The following is a 20,074-nucleotide window of genomic DNA, read 5'->3' on the forward strand; positions in this document are numbered from 1 at the left end:
GCGAGGTGCGCAAAGGCGTGGGGCGGGCCCTCCTACTCGGGGCCTTCCTCGGTGGCCGCCGTCCGGCCGGCCAGGCGTTCGTAACGCTGTCTGGCTGCCTGGGGGGTGCCGAGGCCGAGACCGAAGGCGATGTCCTGCCAGGTCATGCCGCGGCCCCGGGCCATCTGGAGGAGGCCGGTTTCCAGTTCGTCCAGCTCCCCACGGGCCAGTGGCACGAGGCTCAGCGCGGCCGTGACGTCGGCCCGGTCCACCTCCGGTTCACCGTCGTCCGACTGCGCGGCTCCGCTGAGCAGGAACGACACGAGCCTGACGGCTTCGTGCGGGCCGAGGACCGAGGGGTGGACCTGTCGGCGGCGCTGCTCGTCGGTGGACGCGTGCCGCTCGGCGATGCGGAAGAGGGACGCGTGGACGCGCTGCGCCCGCGCCTGCTCCGGATGCGGGGGCGTGAAGGGGTCGGGGTCGGACTCGGGGCACTGTTCGGGAGTCGACGGCATGGGACAAGGGTGAGACGTCGCACAGATGCTTGTCAATGGATTGCTTTAAACAATCCGTTCAAGCCGCCTGTGCGACCTAGGGGTCACCCCGAGAACTGAGCCCCGGACATGCGGGGTCGGGCTCCTCTTCGCGCAGGATCACGGTGGCGTGCGCGATCACCAGGATGGAGTCCGTCCGAAGCGCTGCCCCCTGGGAAGCAGGAGAACCCGTACATGAATGCCCATCGCCATGTCCGTATCGCCGTTGCCTCCGCCTTGTTGGCCGGGGCGGCTCTCGGCCCCCTGGCCAAAGTGGCCGCCGCCCATCCCCCCGGAACCACTTCCGCGGCGGCCGTGTCGCCCGTCGGAGTCGCCCCTGACCCCGACGGTCCTGACGTCGCCGCCCTGGAACAGGCCCTCACCGGACTCCCCGACGGGGACATCTCGGCCGCTCTCGTCCGGGTCGGGGGCGAGGGGAGCTGGGCGGGGGCCGCCGGGGTGCGGGATCTGCGGACCGGGGCCCCTGCTCTGGAGAACGCGCGGTTCCGGGCCGGGTCGACGACCAAGGTGGTCACCGCGGCGCTGGTGCTTCAGCTGGTCGCGGAGGGGCGGGTCGAGCTCGACGCGCCCCTCACCCGCTATCTGCCCGGCCTGCTGCCGGGCTCCTTCACCGAGCCGCCGACCGTACGGCATCTGCTCACCTACACCAGCGGTCTGCGGCCCGGTGCGAACCTCGGCTCGACCACCGAGGAGATGTACCCCCACCGGTTTTGGACCCTCAGCGCCGAGCGGGTGGTGGCCACGGCGGTCGCGAAGGGGCCGGCCTTCGCGCCCGGGGAGCGGCAGGTCTACCAGAACATCGACTACACCGTGCTCGGCCTGCTGATCGAGAGGGTGACGGGCGACCGTTACGAACACCGCGCCGACGTACGGATCTTCCGTCCGCTGGGCATGCGGCACACCGGCTTCCCCGCCGGACCCGACCCGCGCGTCCACGGCCCGCACCACCGGGCCTACACGGACATCGGCGGCCGGACCACCGACGTCACGGAGTGGAACATGTCCGACCGCTGGGCGGTCGGCAACATGATCTCCACCACCGCCGACCTGGAACGGCTCCTGGTGGCCCTGTTCCGGGGCCGGGTGGTGCCGCAGCCGCTCCTGGACCAGATGTTCGTCGTCCCCGACGTCGAGGGCGCGTCCTACGGCATGGCGCTTCAGCGCTTCGTCCACAACGGGACGGAGCTCTGGGGCAAGACGGGGTCCCGGCCCGGCTACCACACGGTGCTGGCCGCGACCCGGGACCTGTCCCGGACGGTGGTGTACTCGGTGAACGCCAAGAGCGCCCGGGAGGACGGCTTCCCGCTCGTCGCCCGGTTCGCCCTGCCCGCCTTCAACCGGTAGGACGTGAGGACCGGGAAGGACACCTCCTCCGCCGAGGGTCGCCCTTCCTGATCACGCCGTCATGCCCCTCCCTCCGGCCCCCTCACCCGGGCGGGTTCCGCGCCGGGTCACGGTGTGGCCGCTGTATCCGGTCCCGGCGTTCGCGCCGCACCCCGCCCCGGTAGGGTTCGGCTCCGGGAAGGGGAAGGTGAAGGATCCGGATGAGCAGGTATCTCGGCCTTCGAAGGCTCCGCGGGTTCCACGGGCCCCACGGGTTCCGCGGGTTCGACCGGAGCGTGCTGATCGCGGCCGCCTCGGTGACCGCTCTGTCGCTGACGGCGAGCGGCTGCGTAGTCGTGCACGGTGAGCGGGAGGTGCTTCCGGCCACCACCCGCGCCGAAGCGGCCACGGCGCTCCAGGAGTTCACGGCCGCCTACAACAAGGCCGACAAGGCGTACGACCGTTCCCTGGACGCCGACCACACCACCGGCGCGCTCGCCGACATCGACGCGGCGCGGCTGACGGCCGGGAAGGCCAACAACCCGGACGGCAACCCCCGGCACGCGCCGCTGAGGCTGACCGACGCGAAGTTCACCATCCCCAAGAAGGCCGGCTGGCCCCGCTGGTTCCTCGCGGACGCGGCCGGCAACAAGGGCGGCGACTCCCGCTGGCTGCTGGTGTTCACGCGCGGCGGCCTGGACGAGACCTGGGAGGCTGCGTATCTGACGCTGGTCGCCCCGGACGTCATGCCCGGGTTCGCGGTGGACAAGGACGGCTGGGCCGAGGCGGTGCCCGCGAACGCGACCGGTCTGGCCGTACCGCCCGGCGAGTTGAGCGCGACGTACGCGTCGTACCTGAAGAACGGCGAGGACGGTGGCGACGCCGCCTTCGCCGAGGGGCCGCACACCAGCGCGTGGCGGGCGCTGCGGACGAAGCAGTCGGCCCGGCCGGGTCTGGCCACGCAGTACATCGACGAGCCGATGACGAACGGCGACTACGCGCCGCTGGCGCTGCGTACCGAGGACGGCGGGGCGCTGGTCTTCTTCACCACGCGCCACTTCGAGAAGCAGACGGCCGCCGCCGGGACGTCCGTACCGACGCCGAACAAGGACGTACTGGCGCTGACCACCGGCGAGATACAGCAGAACCTGACGATGGAGTTCGTGTCCAACGAGGTGGCTCTGGACCCGGGCGCCGACGGCGGTGGCGACGGCGAGGTGAAGATCCTGGGCCGGATCCAGGGGCTGACGTCGGCCAAGGGCGATTAGCGCGTCCGCCGTCGTCGCCGCCCTGCGGCGGGACCGGACCGCATGGGGCCGGGTTCCGCGGCGGGTCAGCGGCGCGAGGGCCAGGCCGCGGCGGCCGCCTGGTCGGGGTGCTCGCCGGCGTGGCGGGCGCAGGCGTCGGTGAGGTATTCCAGCAGGCTCAGCGGGTCGGGCAGCGGGTGCTCGGGGCCGCGGAGCCAGTGCACCGACCGGTTGTCCTCGCCGGGCAGCCGCGCGGGCGGCACCAGGACGTACGAACCGCGGCAGTGCCAGCGCAGGCCCGGATGCTCGTCCATCGTCTCGGGATGGCAGTCCAGCTCGCACGGCCACCATTCGTCCTCGTCCTCGGGGGTGCCCCGGGTGAGGGTGAAGAACAGCATGCGGCCGTCGTCGCTCTGCGCGACGGGACCGACCTCGACCCCCGCCTCCTGCAGGCGCTCCCACGCCTCGTGGCCGGCTTCGAGGGGCACGTCGAGTACGTCGTGCACCATGCCGGTCGCGGTGATGAAGTTGGCCTGGGGCTGGTGGCGGGCCCAGCGCTCGATCTGGGCGCGGTCGGTGGTGGACTGCGTCTGCCAGGCGAACGAGACGGGGTGCCGGGCGGGAGTGGGACAGCCGACGCGGTCGCAGGAACAGCCGTATCCGGCCGGGTGGGCGGCGGGCGAGAGCGGGAGTCCCGCACCGGCGGCGGCGAGCAGCAGAGCCTCACGGCCGCCTTCGTCGACGGCTGGTTCCGGGCGGCGTCCGCGCAGCCACCGGGAGAGTTTGCCCTGCCTGCCGGTCCTACCGCCGAACTCCGCGCTCATCTAGCTCCTCGCCTCGCCGTCGTGCTCCACAGCATGCCCCATGGTCCCACCATCCTGCGCCTCGGGGGGCCGGAGCCCACAATCGGCGCAGCCGGGACAAGCGGGGCCCGGACGTGACGATGGGTGCCCCACGGGGCGAAGGGTATGCGCGCGGGGTTCGCCCGCCCCAGGGTTTTGGACCTGGTCAGCGGGGTGCGATGCCGCCCAGGGCGTAGTCGACGAGGGTGTCGGTGTACTCGTGGGAGATCGGCCCGGTGTACTGCAGCCAGCGCTGGGCGAGTGGCGAGACGAACAGTTCCAGGGCGATGCGCGGGTCGATCTCGGGGCGGACGTCTCCCGCCTCCTGCGCGGAGCGCAGCCGGTCGACGTAGAGCTGGAGCGAGGGTTCCAGCAGCTTGGCGACGAACCTCCGGCCGAGTTCCTCGTTGACGACGCCCTCGGCGGCCAGGGCGCGGGTGGGCGCCTCGAACGCCGGGTCGCGCAGCTCGTCGACCGTGGCGCGCAGGACGAGCTTGAGGTCGGCTGCGAGGTCCCCGGTGTCGGGGATGCCCCTGCCCTGTGGCCCCCCTCGCCCGTCGTCGACGGTCCCGTACTCCTCCGCGGCGGTACGGGCGGCCTGCTCGCCGAGGTCGAGGAAGGCCTCCAGCAGGACGTCCGCCTTCGACGGCCACCACCGGTAGATCGTCTGCTTGCCGACGCCGGCACGGGCGGCGATGCCCTCGATCGTGGTCTTCGGGTAGCCGATCTCCACGACCAGGGCGATGGCCGCGTCGTAGATGGAGCGGCGGGAGCGCTCGCTGCGGCGGGTGGAGTCGGGGGACGAGGAGCTGTTCGAGGCCATGGCTTGAATTTACCAGGTTGACAAGACGGTACGTCTCGCCTGAGAGTGGTGAGGAATTGAACGAGACGATACGTCTCGTCACGGGTCGGAGAAATGGAGGTCACCATGTCCCGAGGCGGATCCGGAAACATGCTGGGCGTCGGCGGCACCCGACAGCACCTCGGCCGCGAGGCCCTGCGCGGCGGCGGACGCGACGGCCGCGTCGGCGGCGGACGCGACGCCCGGGCCCGGAAGCGCGAACTGCTGCGCGGGCTCCAGGAGCGACGCGAGCAGGAACACCAGCGAGTACAGCAGCGGGAAGGAAGCGAAGGAGAGCCCGGGAACCGGGCCTGGTAGGGCCTGTCGCGAAAGTGGCGTCGTCGCCCGAAGGGCGGCCGCGCGGCGTCCGGTGCGTGCTCTCGGCGTGCCGTCCAAAAGCCCTCGTACCGGGCGTACCCGGGCTCTCGGGCGGTGCGACGAGAGCGCGTGCCGGGCGCCGCGCGGCAGGCGTCACTCTCGCGACAGGCCCTACTGCCCCTCGTCATCGGCCGGCGGCGGCCAGGGGTCGCCCCAGTCGGTGTCCCGGGCCGCCCGGTACAGGTCTCCGTGGCGTTTGGTGACGGTGGTGCGGCGCAGGGCCGGGTCCGTCTCGCAGAGGTCGAGGAGGACCTGGCCCTTGCGGATCTGCGGCTTGCGGACGACGCGGGCGGGGGCGGGGCTCACCGGGAGGCGGGTGGCGGCGACGTAGCTGAACTTCTCGTCCTCGTAGGCGAGGGAGCCGCCCTTGACCTGGCGGTGCAGCGAGGAACGGCTGACCCGCGCCGAGAAGTGGCACCAGTCCGTGCCGGGGACGATCGGGCAGTCGGCGCTGTGCGGGCAGGGGGCGGCCACCCGGAAACCGGCCCGGACCAGCCGGTCGCGGGCCTCGATGACGCGGGCGTAGCCGTCGGGGGTGCCCGGTTCGACGATCACGACGGCCCGGGCCGCACCGGCGGCGGCGTCGACGAGGGCGGCGCGGTCGGCGTCGGTCAGTTCGTTGAGGACGTAGGAGACGGTGACGAGGTCGGCGGGCTCGAGGGCGAGCGCGCTGCCGATCCGGGAGCGCTGCCAGCGGGTCTCCGCGAGGGCGGGGTGGGCGGCGGCGAGTTCCCGGCCGAGGGCGAGGGCGGGCTCGGCCCAGTCGAGGACGGTCACCGGTCGCTTCCCTTCCCAGGTGGCGCTCGCCGCCCAGACCGCGGCGCCGGTCCCGCCGCCGATGTCGAGGTGGTCGCCGGGCGTCCAGCCGGGCACCGCGTCGGCGAACGCCGTCAGCGCGGACCGTACGGCCCCGAAGGTGGCGGGCATCCGGTACGCGGCGTACGCGGCGACGTCCGCGCGGTCGCGCAGGATGGGCGCCGCGGTCGGGGTGGCGCCCCGGTAGGTGGCGATCAGCCGCTCGACGGCCTGTGCCGCCTGCCGCGGCGGAAGCCCGTCGAGCAGCCCGGCGAGCGCGCCGCGCAGGGTGTCGGCGGGAGAGCCGGGCGAGGCGGGAGCGGGGGCGTTCACCTCGCGATTCTACGGCGCGGGCGGACGGCCCCCGTCACCGGCCGCGACGCCGCGCCCGCTCCACCGCGGCGGCCGTCGTCGGGAAGAGTCCCAGGAGCGGGAGCGACGCCCGCGGAAGGACGGGGCCCACTCCGGGACCGGACTCGAGCGCGCCGGCGGTTCCGGCGCGACGGTGCCGCCCGCCGCGCCGGCCGCCCCGGCCCGCCCCGGCAAGCGCCGCCCGTCCATGGGGTGCCCCTCACTTCCCCCGGACCGCGCGGGCCACACGCGTGGCCGCCATCGCGCGGGGGCCGTTGGACGGGGCCGGCGGGCGGCGGGGGTGGACGGTGTTGGCGAGGAGGACGAGGTAGGTGTCGGTGGCACGGTCCAGGACCAGGGAGGTGCCGGTGAAGCCGGTGTGGCCGGCCGCGCCCCGCCCGGCCAGCTCCCCCATGAACCACGGCTGGTCCACGGCGAAGCCCAGGCCCGGCGGGGCGAGGAGCAGGTCCACGAGGTCGGGGCCGAGGATGCGGGCGGGGCCGTACGAGCCGCCCGCCAGCAGGGTGCGGCAGAAGACCGCCAGGTCGGGGCCGGTGGAGAAGAGACCGGCGTGGCCCGCGACACCGCCGAGCGCCCAGGCGTTCTCGTCGTGCACCTCGCCGCGCAGCATGCCCCGGTCCGCCCTGGCCCAGGGCCGCCGCTGGTCCTCGGTGGCCGCCGCGCCCGGACACGGGCCGAAGCCGGTCGCGGTCATGCCGAGCGGCCGGGTGATGCCGTCACGGACGAGCGTGTCGAGGGTGCGGCCGGTGAGGCGCTCCAGGAGGTGCTGGAGCAGCAGCATGTTCAGGTCGGAGTAGCGGTACGTGCCGGGCACCGCGACCGGCCGCTCCGCGCGGAGCCGGGCCAGGCGCTCCGCGTCGTCGGCGCAGTCGTACAGCGGGAGTTCGGGGCGCAGCCCGGAGGTGTGGGTGAGCAGATGACGGACGGTGATGCCGTACCGTACGGCCGCCGGGAAGTCCGGCAGGTACGAGCCCACGCGGGCGTCGGCGCCCAGGGTGCCGCGCTCGATCTGCTGCACGGCGGCCACCGAGGTGAACAGTTTGGTCAGGGACGCCAGGTCGAAGGGGGTGTCCACGGTCATCGGCACGCGGTCGCCGGACGGCAGCTCCACCGCGGCCCCGGTCCGCTCGTCGCATCCCGCGTACCGTACGGCCCAGCCCGCCGCCTCCTGCACGGCGAGCACCGGGCCGCGGCCGGCGACCACGACGGCGCCCGCGGCCCAGGGGTGTTCCCCGTCGGTGCGGGCGCGGACCTCCTGGACGAGGGCGGCGAGTTCGCGGGGGTCGAGCCCGGCCCGTTCCGGTGTGCCACGGCGCAGTCTCGGTGCGCTCAGCTGTCCGCCTCCGCTCTCCCGGTGCCGCCGGTTCCGTTGGTTTTGCCGGCTGTACCGCTTCCGGCGGGCCCGCCGGCCGCGCGGGGCCGCAGGGTGATCCCGTCGTCCGTGGCCGCGCGCCCGCGCCCGGGGCGGCACATTCCCAGGAAGCAGGCCGATGCCGCCAGGGCGGCGGTCAGCTGGACGACGCCCATCGGAACGGCGGTGTCCTCGCCCGCGATCCCGACCAGCGGGGAGGCGATGGCGCCGATGAGGAAGGACGACGTGCCGAGCAGGGCGGACGCGGAGCCGGCGGAGTGCTTGATCCGCATCAGGGCGAGCGCCTGGGTGTTGGGCATGGTGATGCCCATGGCGGACATCAGCACGAACAGCGCGACGGCCATCGGCGCCAGCCCGACGTCCCCGAACACGCCCAGCGCCATCAGCAGCACCGCGGTCGAGGCGGCCACGACGACGGCCAGGCCGAGGCCGAGCACCCGGTTCAGCCGGACCCTGCCGACCAGCACCTTGCCGTTGATCTGGCCCATGATCACCAGGCCCACCGAGTTGATCCCGAACAGCAGGCTGAACGTCTGCGGGGAGGCCCCGTAGATCTCCTGGACGACGAACGGGGAGGCGGCGACATAGGCGAAGAGGCAGGCGAAGGCGAAGCCGCCGGTGAGGACGTAGCCGGTGAAGGCCCGGTCGGCGAGCAGCCTGCGCATCGAGCCCAGCGTCTCGCCGATCCCGCCGCGGTGACGGTCTGCGGGCTCCAGCGTCTCCGGCAGCTTCACCCACACCACGGCCGCCATCAGGACGCCGAGGGCGGTGAGGACGACGAAGACGCCCCGCCAGTCCGTCACCCGCAGCACCTGCCCGCCGATCAGCGGGGCGACGATCGGGGCGACGCCGGAGACCAGCATCAGGGTGGAGAAGAAGCGGGCCATGGCCACGCCGTCGTACAGGTCACGGGCCACCGCCCGCGCGATGACGATGCCGGCCGCGCCCGAGAGGCCCTGGGCCAGCCGGAAGGCGATGAGGAGTTCCACGCTGGGCGCGATCGCGCACAGCGCGGTGGCGACGACGTAGGCGGCGAGACCGACGAGCAGCGGCCGACGGCGCCCCCACCGGTCGCTCATCGGCCCCACCACCAGCTGCCCGAGCGCCATACCGGCCAGGCAGGCGGTGAGGGTGAGCTGGACGGTGGACGCGGTCGACCCCAGCGACCGGGTGACCTCGGGGAGCGCGGGGAGGTACATGTCCATCGCCAGCGGGGCGGTGGCGGTCAGGCTGCCCAGGATGAGCGTGAGCAGGAGGGTCGCCCGGGTCGCCCCGGTCACCCGTACCGGGGTCCCCGGACTCCCGCGGCGGCTCCCCTTGCCCGCGGTGGCTGTCGAAGTGGCCGTGCCCGGCGCCGTCCTCGATGTCGTGGTGGATGTGGACGCCCCGCCCTCGGGCATGTGGCCCCTCCCTTTTTGATACGTAGGCTCCCTATGCTCTCAGCCCGTACGGGGTGCTCGCCCGGAGCGGCGGTCTCGGGTGAAGATGTTCGCGAGGATGTCATGGGAGCGCTTCCACGGAAGAGTGACCGGGATCACGGGCAACGAGCGAACCACGAACCACGAACGAGCAAGGGCGGAACGGATGACAGGGCAGAACGTGCGCTGGGGAATTCTGGCGACGGGCGGCATGGCCGCGACGTTCACGGCGGATCTGGTGGACATGCCGGACGCGGAGATCGTGGCGGTGGCCTCGCGGTCGCCCGAGCCGGCGAAGGCGTTCGCCGAGCGGTTCGGGATACCGCGGGCGTACGGCGACTGGGAGTCGCTCGCGCGGGACGAGGAGATCGACATCGTCTACGTCGCCACCCCGCACTCGGCGCACCGGGCCGCGGCCGGGCTGTGCCTGGAGGCGGGGCGGAACGTGCTGTGCGAGAAGCCGTTCACCCTCAACGCGCGCGAGGCGACGGAACTGGTCGGCCTGGCACGCGACCGGGGGCGCTTCCTGATGGAGGCCATGTGGATGTACTGCCACCCCATGGTGCGGCGGCTGAAGGCGCTGATCGACGACGGCGCGATCGGTGAAGTGCGCACGGTGCAGGCCGACTTCGGGCTGGCGGCGAACGTCCCCGCGTCGCACCGGCTGCGGGACCCGGCACTGGGCGGCGGCGCGCTCCTGGACCTCGGCGTGTATCCGGTGTCGTTCACGCAGCTGCTGCTCGGGGAGCCGGCGGACGTCGTGGCGAAGGCCACGCTCTCGGAGGAGAAGGTCGACCTCCAGACGGGCGCACTGCTCTCCTGGGAGAACGGGGCCGTCGCGTCGGTGCACTGCTCCATCGTCGGCGGTACCGCGACCTCCGCTTCGGTCACCGGTTCCGAGGGCCGGATCGACATCCCGTACGGCTTCTTCTTCCCGGACCGGTTCGTGCTGCACCGGGAGGGCCGGGACGCCGAGGAGTTCACCGCGGACCCGGCGGACGGGTCCCGCAACACCCTCAAGCACGAGGCGGCCGAGGCGATGCGCGCCCTGCGGGCCGGTGAGACCGAGTCCCCGCTCGTCCCGCTGGACGGCACGCTCTCGGTGATGCGGACGCTCGACGCGATCCGGGAGCGCATCGGCGTCCGCTACCCCGGGGAAGCCGGCTGAGCCGATCCGGAGCCAAAACCTCCGGACTTCACAAGCTGCACAAACGGAATGCGACAGTCCGCAGCATTGCGGCCGGTGACGGTCATATGCTCATCCCTCCCGCACCAGAGCTTCACATGTGAGGCCGATGGCTTCCGCGGGCTGCGCAGACCACATCGAGGGGGAGGACGCGGCAGTCGTTCCACCGCACCGGCAGGGGGCGGACCCGCGTGGGACCGCGGGGTACGCGCCGGTGGGTGGAACGGCTGCCGCGTCGGGCTGCCGCGCGGCCGCCCCACGGCGCCGGCCGCGCCACCCGAACGGCGGACGGCCGCAGGCCGGACCGGGTGCCGGAGTGCGACGGTGGTCACGCCAGGCGACTGCGACTTCGGCTGCGGCTGCCACTGGGACTGCTCGGGACCGGGAGACGACGTGACCTGTTACGACCGACGTGATCTGGGCCTGCTGCTGCTCCGGGTGGGGACGGGCGGCGCCCTGGCGGCACACGGCGCGCAGAAGCTGTTCGGCTGGTTCGGCGGGGGCGGGATCGAGGGAACCGGCCAGTTCATGGAGACCATCGGCTACTCACCGGGCAGGATCAGCGCGACGACGGCGGGCCTCGCGGAGGCGGGCGGCGGCGCGTTGCTCGCGCTCGGTCTCGCCACTCCGGCGGCGGGTGCGGCGGCGGCCGGGGCGATGGCGGGCGCGGCCGCCGTGCACGCGCCCAACGGCTTCTTCAACCAGGAGGGCGGCTACGAGCATGCCGCGACCCTGGGGCTGACGGCGGCCGGCCTCGCCGTCACCGGTCCGGGCCGCCTCTCGCTGGACCACGCCCTCGGTCACTCGGCCGACCGGGACTGGATGGTCGTCGTGGCCTTCGCCGCGACCGCGGCGGCCACGGCGGTGGTCGTGGGCGCACGCAGCCGGCGCCTGCGCAGGGCGCGGGAGGGCGAGCAGGAGGTTCTGTTCGCCTGACGGCCGGCCACCTGTCGGCCGGCCGTCAGGTGGCCGGCGGCCGGCGACCCGCGGGTCGGGTGGTTGGCCGGGTGTGGTCGGCGCCCTGTGCCAGGGTCTGCCGTATGAGCGACCCGAATCCGATCCCGATGCCCAGCCCGCCCGTGTCCCCCTCCCCCTCCCCTTCCTTCCCCTTCTCCCCCTCGGCGGCCTCCTCCCCGTCCCCCGCCTCTTCCCCGTCGCCGGACGGTCTCTGGGATTTCGTCGACGGCCTGCACGCCTGGCTGGACGCCCACCGCCCGGTCGACGGCCGGGAGGCGCTGCTGCTGCGTGTGCTGAAGCTGTCCGAGGAGGTCGGCGAGGTCGCCGAGGCGGTGATCGGCACGACCGGGCAGAACCCGCGCAAGGGCGTCACGCACTCCTGGGACGACGTCGGTTCGGAGTTGTGCGACGTCGCCCTCACGGCGCTCGTCGCCCTGCGCTCCCTCACCCCCGACGCCGGTGGGGTGTTCACCCGGCATGTGGCGCAGGTCGCCGCACGCTCGCTCGGCCAGGACGCCCCTGCCGCTGGTCAGGAGCGCCGGGCGGCGCCGCCCTCCAGGTAGTGGAGGACGGCGGCGACCCTGCGGTCGGTGCGGTCGGTGGGGGCCAGGTCGAGCTTGGCGAAGATGCTGCGGATGTGCTTGTGGACGGCGCCGTCGGAGACGACGAGCCGTTCGGCGACAGCGGCGTTGCCGAGCCCTTCGGCCATCAGGGCCAGGACCTCGCGTTCCCGGGGGGTGAGCCGTTGCAGCCGCTCGTCGGGGCGGCTGCGGGTGAGGAGTTGGGCGACCACCTCGGGGTCGATGGCGGTGCCCCCCTCCGCCACCCGGTGCAGGGCGCCGAGGAACTCCTCGACGCGGCCGACGCGTTCCTTCAGCAGATAGCCGAGCCGGGCGCTGCCCCGGACCAGGAGGCTGGTGGCGAAGGCCTGCTCGACGTAGGCGGACAGGACCAGGACGGCCAGGTCGGGGCGGCGCCGCCGGGCCTCCACGGCGGCGACGATGCCCTCGTCGGTGTGGGTGGGCGGCATCCGGACGTCGACGATGGCCACGTCGGGCCGTTCGGCGTCCACGGCCTCGAGGAAGGCCTCGGGGTCCCCCGCCGTGGCCACGACGTCCAGGGACTCCGCGCGCAGCAGCAGCGCGAGCCCTTCGCGCAGCAGGGGGTCGTCCTCGGCGATCACAATCCGCATGGCAGGGTCACTTCCAGGGTGGTGGGGCCGCCGGTGGGGCTGGCCAACTCCATGGTTCCGTCGTGTGCTTCGGTGCGCCGCCGGATGCCGGTGAGGCCGGATCCGCCGCTCTCCTCCGCGCCGCCGCGGCCGTCGTCGTGGACCGTCAGGCAGAGCCGGTCGTCGCGGCGCCGGACGGTGACGGTGGCCCGGCTCGCGCCGCTGTGCTTGGCGATGTTGGTGAGGGCCTCGGCGACCACGAAGTACGCGGTCGCCTCCACCGACGCGGCGCACCGGCCGGGCACGTCCGCGTCGATGGCGCAGGGGACGGGGCAGTCGGCGGCGAGCGCGGTGAGCGCGTCGGGCAGGCTGCGGTCGGCCAGCACCGGCGGGAGGATGCTGCGCACCACCGCGCGGAGTTCGGCGAGCGCCTGCTCGGCGGCGTCCTGGGCGCGGTCGAGGGCGGCCTCGGCGTCGGCGGGGTTACGGGTCAGGGCCCGGCGGGCCGCGCCGATCAGGACGGTGACGGCGACCAGACGGTTCTGCGTGCCGTCGTGCAACGAGCGTTCGATGCGCCGCAGTTCGACGGCGTGGGCGTCGAGGGCCGCGGCGCGGGTGGCGGTGAGTTCGGCGACCCGCAGGACCAGGTCGGTGTCGCCGTCGGGGCGCAGCAGCCGGCGGCCGGGCCACGCCTGGAGCCGGGCGAGGGCGGGCATCCACAGCAGGATGACGGCGAGCCACAGGACACCGATCAGCAGGACGAAGAAGGCGCCGGGCCAGTCGCGTACGGTCCACCAGCCCGCGGCGGCGGTGGCCGCGCTCTCCGGTACGAGGTGCCACCACAGCGGGAAGCTGATGTCACGGGCCGCGTTCAGCGGCAGCGTCAGCCCGACCGCGCCGAGGAACATGCCGAGGACGCCGTGCGTGGCCACCCAGCACACCTCACGCCGGACCGTGCGGTCGGTGACGGCGGCGCGCAGCCCGGACGGGAGCGGCGCCGGACCGATGATCTCCGGGCCCCAGCGGGACAGCCGGGCCCGCTCCCGGTCGGCGACGGCGCGCACCGCGTGCAGCGCGGAGGGCAGCAGCACCAGGCCCACCCCGACGAGGCAGGAGACGGCGGTCACGGCCAGCCACAGCAGGACGACCAGGGCGAGGATGCCGGTACCGAATCCGCTGACCAGGTGTTCGAGGGCGTCCAGGGCGACGCGGGTGCGGACGGAGACGGAGACGGAGGTGGAGGTGGAGACGGAGGTGGACGACGGCGTGGGGGCGGGCGTCGGGCGCGCCGGGACGTCGGTCGTCTTCGCCGACCGGTCGTGCGTCCTCATGTGTACCGCCTGCCCTTGCCCTGCCCCGCCCTGCGCTGCGCACAGCTTCCAGGGCAGTGAGGATAGAGGGCGCGGGCGGTCCCGTGCGCACCGCTCCGGCGGTCGGACGCGGGGATGCCGCGACCGGTGCGCGGGGACACGGTGCTGCGCGGCGGTACGGAACCCGTGACCGGGCCCCGCCGCTCCTGCGACGGAGCCCGGTCACGGGTTCCGGCTCAACCTGCCGTGCCTGCCGTCCCCTCCCTCCCCGTCCTCACTCGCGGATGCCGATGCCCTGGACCGGCGGGGTGCGCAGGAGCCGGCCGACGGGCAGCATCGTGGCGATCAGCGCGAGCGCGACGGTGCCGCCGACGACGGCGATCCAGCCGCCGGCCGGGACGTACGGGATGCGCTGTCCGGCGACGGCGTTGACGACCGAGGTGAGGGTGACGGCGGCGATCGTCCCGCCGATGAGGAGCGCCACGCCGAGCAGGCCGGCCTGTTCGGCGTGGACCATCCGCTTGACCTGGCCGCGGGTGACGCCGACCAGGCGCAGCAGGGACAGTTCCCTGGCCCGGGCGAGGGCCGCCATGATCAGGGTGTTGGCGGCGGCGAGCGCCGCGTAGCCGACGAGGACGGCGATGAGCAGTTTGTTGAGCCAGCCGCTGACGGCCAGGTCCTGGGCGAGTTCGCCGGTGAGGGTGTCCGTGCCGACGACGGAGGCGGCCGGGTGGCGGCCGGCGAGGTCGGCCAGGGCCTCGCGGGTGTCGGCGCCGGCGTGTGGGGCGGTGCGGACGAGGACCTGGTCGTCGAGTCCGGTGACGGTGTGCCCGGTGAGGGTCCGGGTGTGGAGGGTGACGTCGCCGAAGCCCCAGCCGCGCTCGTACAGGGCGACGACCTCCAGGGTGACGGGGGTGCCGTCGCCGAGCCACAGCCGGGCCGCGGTGCCGAGTTCCCAGCCGGCCGCGTCCGCCTGGGCGGTGGACACCGCGACGGTGTCCTTCGCGAGGCCGGCGAGGCTGCCCGACCGTACCCTCAGGTCCAGGGTGCGTTCGGCGCCCCGCGGGTCGATGCCCTGCGCGACGACGGCCTGGGCTCCCAGGTCGTTCGGCACGACGACCGAGGTACGGCGCACGCCCGTCGCGGCGACCACGCCGGGGATGCGGCGGGCCTTCGCGGTGGCGGACGCGGGCAGGCCGGTGCCGGCGACCAGCGCGTGCTGGGCGAGGGTGCCGTCGCGGCTCTGGACGACGGTCTGGCGCTGGAGGTTGTCCTGGAGGAACCAGACGGAGCCGCCGAAGCCGACGGAGAGCACGAGCGCGGTGAGGACGGCGACCGTGCCCCGGGCGTTGGCGCGCAGGTTCGCGGCGGCGAGGTAGCCGCTGTTGCCCCAGACGACCCGCAGTACGGGGCCGAGGAGCCGGGCGGCGGCCTGGTTGATCCAGGGGGCCAGCAGGGCGATGGCCAGGACGAACGTGTAGAGCATGCCGACCGCTGCGGTGAGGGCGGTCTGGCCGTCGGTGGCGCCGGTGAAGCCGATCAGGGACACGGCCCCGGCGAGGAACACCAGGCCGGTGACCACCCGTGCCCTGCTGCCGGGGCCGGCTTCGACGGCGGCCTCGCCGAGCGCTTCGGTGGGCCGGATGCGGGTGGTGCGCAGTGCGGCGATCCAGGCGGAGGCCAGTGCCACGGCGGCGACGGCGACGGTGACCGCCGCGCCGGACAGCAGGCCGCCCTGCACGGTGAAGCCGTCGGGGACGAAGGCGCGGGCGACGAGTTCGTCGCGGATCCGTCCGGTGGCGACGAGCCCGAGGGGAACGCCGACGACCGCGGCGAGGATCGCGAGCAGGCCGACCTCGCCGAGGATCATCCGCCGTACCTGGCCGGGGGTCGCGGCGACGGCGCGGAGCAGGGCGAGGTCGCGGCGGCGGTGCCGTACGGAGAGGCCGACGGTGCCGGCGACGACGAAGCCGATGATCATCGCGGCGTAGCCGCCGAAGGCACCGCCGGCCTGCAGGGTGAAGTCCCGCGCGGCCCTGGCGTCGGGCTGTTCGGCCAGGCCCCGGTCGTCGCCGGTGTAGGTCGTCGCCCCGGCCTCGGCGGTCACCTCGCGGACGCCGGCGAGGAGGGCGTCGCGGTCGGCGCCGGGTGCGGCGAGGACTCCGACGGCGTCGAAGCGTTCGGGGTGCGGGTCGAGACGGGCGGCGTGCGCGTCGGTGAAGAAGAGCGCCGCGCTGCCCGTGGCGTCCGGATCACCCTCCGCCTCCACGATCCCGCTGATCCGGTACGCACGGCTCGCTCCCCCGGTGATGATCCGCGTGGAGTCGCCGGGGCCGAGCCCGGTGCCGGCGAGGAGGCGGGCGTCGACGGCGATCTCCCCGTCGGAGCGGGGCGGGCTTCCCTCGACCGTCCGGTACGGGGCGAGGGCTGCGCTCGCCCAGCCGTGGCCGGTGGCCGGCACGTTTGGGGCGCTCACGGCGGTGACGGCGAGAAAGCGGTCGCCGACGGCGCGGTCCACGCCGGGCACGGCGGCGATCCTGTCGGCCAACGACGCGGGTACGCTGCCGCGTTCGGGCAGCGTGACGGTGGTGTACTCGGTCTCGCCGAACATCTCGGCGGACACGGTCAGGTCCCGGTCGGCGACGACGGCGACCGTCCCCGCGTACCGCTGCGGCTGGCCGTGGTAGCGCCGGCCGGACTCCACGAGCAGCGCGCACGCCATGAGGACGGCGACGCCGGCGGCGAGGGCGACGAACGTCGCCACGAAGCTTCCCTTGCGGTGGCGCAGCATCTGCGCGGCCAGAGTGAGCACGGGTCAGCCCTCCCGGCGCACGGCGGGCCGGGCGGCGGCCTGCGCGAAGGCCTGCGCGGCGAACGGCTCGGCAGACGGCACGACGGACGACGCGGCGGACTGGGGGCGGCCGAGGTGGGCCAGTTGCTCGGCGATCCGCTCGGCTCCGGGCTGCGGCATGTCCCGCACGACCCGCCCGTCGGCGAGAACGACGACCCGGTCCGCGTAGGACGCGGCGACCGGGTCGTGGGTCACCATGACGACGGTCTGCCCGGTCTGGTCGACCACCGACCGCAGCAGCGACAGGACTTCGGCCGCGGTACGGGTGTCGAGGGCGCCGGTGGGCTCGTCGCAGAAGATCACCTCGGGGCGGGTGACCAGCGCCCGCGCGATCGCGACCCGCTGCTGCTGGCCGCCGGACAGTTGCGAGGGCCGGTGCCGCAGCCGGTCGCCGAGGCCGACCCGGGCGACGACCTCGGCGACCCACGCCGGGTCCGGCCGCTGCCCGGACAGCCGCGAGGGCAGCAGGATGTTCTGCTCCACGTTCAGGGCGCCGACGAGGTTGAACGCCTGGAACACGAAGCCGATCCGGCTGCGGCGCAGTTCGGTCAGCCGCTTCTCCGACATCGACGCGAGATCGGTGGCCCCGATCCGGACCGTCCCCGCGTCGGGCCGGTCCAGCCCGGCCGCGCAGTGCAGCAGCGTGCTCTTCCCGGAGCCGGACGGCCCCATCACCGCGGTCGCCGTGCCCCGGGCGAAGCGGACGTCGACGTCGTCCAACGCCACCACCGGCTGATCACCGCCGTACGTCTTCCGTACACGGTCGAGGCTGACGGCGAAGTCGGCCGAGGTCACTGACATGGTGAAACGCCTTCCGGGCAGGGCACGAAGCGGAACACCACGACGCTAGAACCCACGCCCGCGCCAACCCATCCCGCCAGTGACCCGTCCGGTGGTGGCGCAGGCACCACCACCGGACCGGACCCCCTTCCACAAGCGGCCCGGGAGACGGAAGACCCGGAACCGGCGTCATCGGACCTGCGCGTGAGCTTGATCTCATGGACCGTCCCTCCGTGAAGCGCAGGCCCGGGAACGAACCCGGGAGCGCCATGACGGAAGTGCAGGAACCTCATACCTGTGTGCCGAACAGGCCGACGCCCCACGGCGAGGAATCCGACAGGGCCACCACACCGGATCCGCGGACAGCCCCGCGACTCTCCACAGGCCCGTCTCCGCCGTCTGGGCACCGCCTTCACAGCAAGCCGGTCACGAGTCCCAGCCGGGATGCGCATACGACATCGACGGGCCCCAGCCCCGAAAACAGCACCTTGACAATCGGCGAGGCCTTGGCCTGTCGTTCATCGCCCGGCGTCGGCTGACGCGAGGAAGACGCCGGTGAGTGGTGCGTGTGCGACCCAGCCGAGCGACTTGTAAAGGCCCTGCCCCTCAATCGTTGCGGCGAGCACCCCGGTCCGGGCGCCCGCCGTGATCGCCGCGTTGGCCAGGGTGTGCATGACCGCCCGTCCCAGGCCTTGGCGACGGTGAGCAGGCGCGGTCTCTATCTGGTCGAACACGACGGAGCCGGCGCGGGAAGGGCCGGCGACCTGGCCGTGGGCGGCATAGGCCCCGTCCAGGTCGCGGATGAGGGCGCGGGTGACATCACCTCGGCTCCAGGTGCGCAGTTGGTAGCCGGCGGGGAGGTGCGTCGCGGAGGGGTGCAGGGTGGTCGACATCAGGAAGCCGGGGGCGTCAAAAGTCCATGCGGGTGTGAGCCAGGGGGACACGGTCTCCGGGGCTGCGAGTACCTTGAGCCAGGTGCCGGACGCCGTGGTCGTCTCCATGAGCCCGCGGACGAGCGTCTCGTCGGCGTTGGGTAAGACGTGTCGGGTCACCTGCCTGGGGAGTCCGACGTCGACTGTGAATCCCCAGGGCTCTTCCACCGGAGGGGCGGCCCCGCGCGAAGTGGCCCAGCCTTCGACCCAGGCCCGCACGATCCCGGTATCCATATGCCCTCCACGGGTAATAGGTGCCAACGGTTAAGGCACATTACGCGTTGGGAGGCGCGAACCGATCTGCGGGGCCGTTTGAGTTCGGTCCTCGGTCGGTTGCTCCAGCCAGGGGCCCCGGTGGGTGATCCGTGGGTGCATCCGGTACCGGGTCATTGCCTCGGCTGTGCCGTAGAGGGCCGGACTCGGGGTGGGCACGTACCTCAAGCGCTGGGGGCCGGCCCTCCGGCGTCCGGACAAGCGGTCCGCCGAGCAGGGCACGGAAGCAGTCCGTGTCCGGCGTGAGGAGACCTGGCCGGCGAGCCGGGCCAGGGTGAAAGCGCAGAACGGTGAAGGCCTGTTCGCCGATCAGGCAGGGTTCGGCTCCGCCCCGGCCCCGGACGTGACGGAGCCCGGGAGTCGTATCCAGCTCCCGGGCTCCTGGGGATGCCACCTGAGTGCGCACGCCGGCGCGTTTAAGAGGGAGGATCAGTCATCAGGCCGTCGTGTTCTGCCTTTGAACTACCGCACCGGGCAAGAGGTGCAGGCGAGAATTGAACTCGCATCCGACGGCAGTCGTCCTTCCTCGGTCGTTCCGGCGATCGGCGGCGATGCTGAGACTGGAGCGAGAGTCTGAGATTGACCGCGGCCTCCACGCCTTCGCGTCGGAGAGCCGCTTCTTCAGGCTGAACGTCAGTTTCAGCTTGCGCTCGTCGCGCGAACCGGTCCTCAAGTCCGGCCCGCGCCGTCGCGCACCCCCGCGCTCGCACGCGGGGGCGATCATGGAGGCTACACAGGCCCGGCGTCAGCCGAACAGGTAGCCGAACACCGCGTCGCCGGCCCGCTGGTCGGTGACCTCGGTGGCGTTGGCCTCCTCGCGGGCGAACTTGACCGCCTGCTGGAGCTTCTCGACCCGCTCCACCAGCTCGTTCACCCGCCGCGCCGGAAGCGCCCCGGAGAACTTCACGGTCGTCCAGTACCCGATGGGCACGTCCTCGTAGTACACCTCGACCTGCGCCGGGTGCTTCTCGGTCGCCTCGGCCTTGACGTGGTTGCGGGGGACCTTCTTCGTACGGATCGTGCGGACCGGGTCCGTCTTCCACCAGTCCGTGGACGGGTCGTGGGACCAGGACTCGGCCGCGTCGAGTGTCGGGAGCTTCCGGACGAAGGCGTGCAGCTCGGTGAGCTGCTTCTCCAGGAAGAGGAGGTAGCCGACCGGGACTTCGGCGAGGACGGTCCGCCCCTCGACGGTGACGTCCGCGCGGGCCGCGCAGTTCGCCCAGTCCTTGGTCGCCGTCACGTCGAACAGCCGGGTCAGCGAGGCCGCCATCTCGCGCAGCACGTCCTCACCCTGCACCTGCACCCGCGTGGACTCGGGCGGCAACTGCTCGCCCTCCTCGTCCTTGGGCTGGTACGTACGCGAGATCCCGGCGAGCAGCGCCGGCTTCTGCACCTTCTGGTGCGCCCCGTTGACGTCCTGGACGGCCTTGCTCTTGACGCCTTTTTCGACGGCGATGATCTGGTTCAGCCTGGTCATGTGATCCCCCTGAGAA

The 20,074-nt window shown here is 73.4% G+C and carries 18 protein-coding genes; 6 read left to right on the forward strand and 12 right to left on the reverse strand.

The genetic code is table 11. The features are described from left to right. Positions 1 to 32 precede the first annotated feature (32 nt). Positions 33 to 494 (reverse strand): DNA-binding protein, encoded by a 462-nt coding sequence (locus ACWZEH_RS08920; protein ID WP_456197212.1) that lies wholly within the window; start codon positions 492 to 494, stop codon positions 33 to 35. A gap of 213 nt (positions 495 to 707) precedes the next feature. On the opposite strand from ACWZEH_RS08920, the gene ACWZEH_RS08925 reads away from it, so the two are divergent. Beyond that, positions 708 to 1,877: a serine hydrolase domain-containing protein gene (locus tag ACWZEH_RS08925; protein ID WP_456197214.1), complete on the forward strand. Its 1,170-nt coding sequence runs from the start codon at positions 708 to 710 to the stop codon at positions 1,875 to 1,877. A 200-nt stretch (positions 1,878 to 2,077) separates the two neighbouring features. After that, positions 2,078 to 3,124, forward strand: a complete 1,047-nt coding sequence (locus tag ACWZEH_RS08930; protein WP_456197215.1) for an SCO2278 family lipoprotein — start codon at positions 2,078 to 2,080, stop codon at positions 3,122 to 3,124. A 65-nt stretch (positions 3,125 to 3,189) separates the two neighbouring features. On the opposite strand, the gene ACWZEH_RS08935 is transcribed toward ACWZEH_RS08930, so the two are convergent. Together ACWZEH_RS08935 and ACWZEH_RS08940 are read right to left on the reverse strand one after the other, a co-directional pair. After that, positions 3,190 to 3,927: a bifunctional DNA primase/polymerase gene (locus ACWZEH_RS08935; protein WP_456197217.1), complete on the reverse strand. Its 738-nt coding sequence runs from the start codon at positions 3,925 to 3,927 to the stop codon at positions 3,190 to 3,192. 184 nt (positions 3,928 to 4,111) lie between these two features. Next, positions 4,112 to 4,768, reverse strand: coding sequence for a TetR/AcrR family transcriptional regulator (locus ACWZEH_RS08940; RefSeq protein WP_456197219.1), 657 nt, complete (start codon positions 4,766 to 4,768; stop codon positions 4,112 to 4,114). Positions 4,769 to 4,873: 105 nt separating this feature from the next. Between ACWZEH_RS08940 and ACWZEH_RS08945 the strand changes: the two genes are divergently transcribed. After that, a complete protein-coding gene (locus ACWZEH_RS08945) occupies positions 4,874 to 5,104 on the forward strand; it encodes a DUF6243 family protein (protein WP_456197221.1) in 231 nt (76 codons plus the stop codon). Between the two features lie 171 nt (positions 5,105 to 5,275). On the opposite strand, the gene ACWZEH_RS08950 is transcribed toward ACWZEH_RS08945, so the two are convergent. The 3 genes from ACWZEH_RS08950 to ACWZEH_RS08960 all read right to left on the reverse strand — a co-directional run bounded on the left by ACWZEH_RS08950 (position 5,276) and on the right by ACWZEH_RS08960 (position 9,103). Next, positions 5,276 to 6,292, reverse strand: a complete 1,017-nt coding sequence (locus ACWZEH_RS08950; RefSeq protein WP_456197223.1) for a small ribosomal subunit Rsm22 family protein — start codon at positions 6,290 to 6,292, stop codon at positions 5,276 to 5,278. A 238-nt stretch (positions 6,293 to 6,530) separates the two neighbouring features. Beyond that, positions 6,531 to 7,649, reverse strand: coding sequence for a serine hydrolase domain-containing protein (locus ACWZEH_RS08955; protein WP_456199509.1), 1,119 nt, complete (start codon positions 7,647 to 7,649; stop codon positions 6,531 to 6,533). Positions 7,650 to 7,660: 11 nt separating this feature from the next. Continuing rightward, complete coding sequence (locus tag ACWZEH_RS08960; protein ID WP_456197225.1) at positions 7,661 to 9,103, reverse strand: multidrug effflux MFS transporter; 1,443 nt, start codon at positions 9,101 to 9,103, stop codon at positions 7,661 to 7,663. A gap of 184 nt (positions 9,104 to 9,287) precedes the next feature. Between ACWZEH_RS08960 and ACWZEH_RS08965 the strand changes: the two genes are divergently transcribed. The 3 genes from ACWZEH_RS08965 (at position 9,288) to ACWZEH_RS08975 (ending at position 11,827) form a co-directional block, all read left to right on the forward strand. Beyond that, positions 9,288 to 10,289, forward strand: a complete 1,002-nt coding sequence (locus tag ACWZEH_RS08965) for a Gfo/Idh/MocA family protein (RefSeq protein WP_456197226.1) — start codon at positions 9,288 to 9,290, stop codon at positions 10,287 to 10,289. Positions 10,290 to 10,700: 411 nt separating this feature from the next. Beyond that, the gene (locus ACWZEH_RS08970) at positions 10,701 to 11,243 is read left to right on the forward strand and encodes a DoxX family protein (protein WP_456197228.1); all 543 of its coding nucleotides are present in this window, start codon (positions 10,701 to 10,703) and stop codon (positions 11,241 to 11,243) included. A 128-nt stretch (positions 11,244 to 11,371) separates the two neighbouring features. Then, entirely contained in the window at positions 11,372 to 11,827 is a 456-nt protein-coding gene (locus ACWZEH_RS08975; protein ID WP_456199510.1) for a MazG-like family protein, read from the forward strand. Here the strand turns inward: ACWZEH_RS08975 and ACWZEH_RS08980 are convergent. From ACWZEH_RS08980 to ACWZEH_RS09005, 6 genes are all read right to left on the reverse strand, one after another. After that, the gene (locus ACWZEH_RS08980) at positions 11,794 to 12,456 is read right to left on the reverse strand and encodes a response regulator (RefSeq protein ID WP_456197229.1); all 663 of its coding nucleotides are present in this window, start codon (positions 12,454 to 12,456) and stop codon (positions 11,794 to 11,796) included. The two genes, ACWZEH_RS08975 and ACWZEH_RS08980, sit on opposite strands and share 34 nt — an antisense overlap. Further along, positions 12,444 to 13,766: a sensor histidine kinase gene (locus tag ACWZEH_RS08985; protein ID WP_456197231.1), complete on the reverse strand. Its 1,323-nt coding sequence runs from the start codon at positions 13,764 to 13,766 to the stop codon at positions 12,444 to 12,446. Before ACWZEH_RS08985 ends, ACWZEH_RS08980 begins: the two co-directional genes overlap by 13 nt. Before the next feature lie 253 nt (positions 13,767 to 14,019). Further along, positions 14,020 to 16,557, reverse strand: a complete 2,538-nt coding sequence (locus tag ACWZEH_RS08990; protein WP_456197233.1) for an FtsX-like permease family protein — start codon at positions 16,555 to 16,557, stop codon at positions 14,020 to 14,022. Positions 16,558 to 16,560: 3 nt separating this feature from the next. Next, positions 16,561 to 17,397 carry an ABC transporter ATP-binding protein gene (locus ACWZEH_RS08995; RefSeq protein WP_456197235.1) on the reverse strand — a complete coding sequence of 279 codons (837 nt, stop codon included), beginning with the start codon at positions 17,395 to 17,397 and terminating at the stop codon, positions 16,561 to 16,563. Positions 17,398 to 17,894: 497 nt separating this feature from the next. Then, the gene (locus ACWZEH_RS09000; protein WP_456197237.1) at positions 17,895 to 18,377 is read right to left on the reverse strand and encodes a GNAT family N-acetyltransferase; all 483 of its coding nucleotides are present in this window, start codon (positions 18,375 to 18,377) and stop codon (positions 17,895 to 17,897) included. 949 nt (positions 18,378 to 19,326) lie between these two features. Then, positions 19,327 to 20,058: a DUF7873 family protein gene (locus ACWZEH_RS09005; RefSeq protein WP_456197239.1), complete on the reverse strand. Its 732-nt coding sequence runs from the start codon at positions 20,056 to 20,058 to the stop codon at positions 19,327 to 19,329. Positions 20,059 to 20,074 lie beyond the last annotated feature (16 nt).

It is taken from the genome of Streptomyces yamdrokensis, from assembly GCF_053890455.1.

What these genes read in the sequence shown, in the direction of transcription:
- ACWZEH_RS09005 (WP_456197239.1), bottom strand. Translation starts at nt 20,058, where the DNA reads ATGACCAGGCTGAACCAGATCATCGCCGTCGAAAAAGGCGTCAAGAGC.
- ACWZEH_RS08940 (WP_456197219.1), bottom strand. Translation starts at nt 4,768, where the DNA reads ATGGCCTCGAACAGCTCCTCGTCCCCCGACTCCACCCGCCGCAGCGAG.
- ACWZEH_RS09000 (WP_456197237.1), bottom strand. Translation starts at nt 18,377, where the DNA reads ATGGAGACGACCACGGCGTCCGGCACCTGGCTCAAGGTACTCGCAGCC.
- ACWZEH_RS08995 (WP_456197235.1), bottom strand. Translation starts at nt 17,397, where the DNA reads ATGTCAGTGACCTCGGCCGACTTCGCCGTCAGCCTCGACCGTGTACGG.
- ACWZEH_RS08965 (WP_456197226.1), top strand. Translation starts at nt 9,288, where the DNA reads ATGACAGGGCAGAACGTGCGCTGGGGAATTCTGGCGACGGGCGGCATG.
- ACWZEH_RS08925 (WP_456197214.1), top strand. Translation starts at nt 708, where the DNA reads ATGAATGCCCATCGCCATGTCCGTATCGCCGTTGCCTCCGCCTTGTTG.
- ACWZEH_RS08980 (WP_456197229.1), bottom strand. Translation starts at nt 12,456, where the DNA reads ATGCGGATTGTGATCGCCGAGGACGACCCCCTGCTGCGCGAAGGGCTC.
- ACWZEH_RS08935 (WP_456197217.1), bottom strand. Translation starts at nt 3,927, where the DNA reads ATGAGCGCGGAGTTCGGCGGTAGGACCGGCAGGCAGGGCAAACTCTCC.
- ACWZEH_RS08985 (WP_456197231.1), bottom strand. Translation starts at nt 13,766, where the DNA reads ATGAGGACGCACGACCGGTCGGCGAAGACGACCGACGTCCCGGCGCGC.
- ACWZEH_RS08930 (WP_456197215.1), top strand. Translation starts at nt 2,078, where the DNA reads ATGAGCAGGTATCTCGGCCTTCGAAGGCTCCGCGGGTTCCACGGGCCC.
- ACWZEH_RS08960 (WP_456197225.1), bottom strand. Translation starts at nt 9,103, where the DNA reads ATGCCCGAGGGCGGGGCGTCCACATCCACCACGACATCGAGGACGGCG.
- ACWZEH_RS08920 (WP_456197212.1), bottom strand. Translation starts at nt 494, where the DNA reads ATGCCGTCGACTCCCGAACAGTGCCCCGAGTCCGACCCCGACCCCTTC.
- ACWZEH_RS08975 (WP_456199510.1), top strand. Translation starts at nt 11,372, where the DNA reads ATGCCCAGCCCGCCCGTGTCCCCCTCCCCCTCCCCTTCCTTCCCCTTC.
- ACWZEH_RS08945 (WP_456197221.1), top strand. Translation starts at nt 4,874, where the DNA reads ATGTCCCGAGGCGGATCCGGAAACATGCTGGGCGTCGGCGGCACCCGA.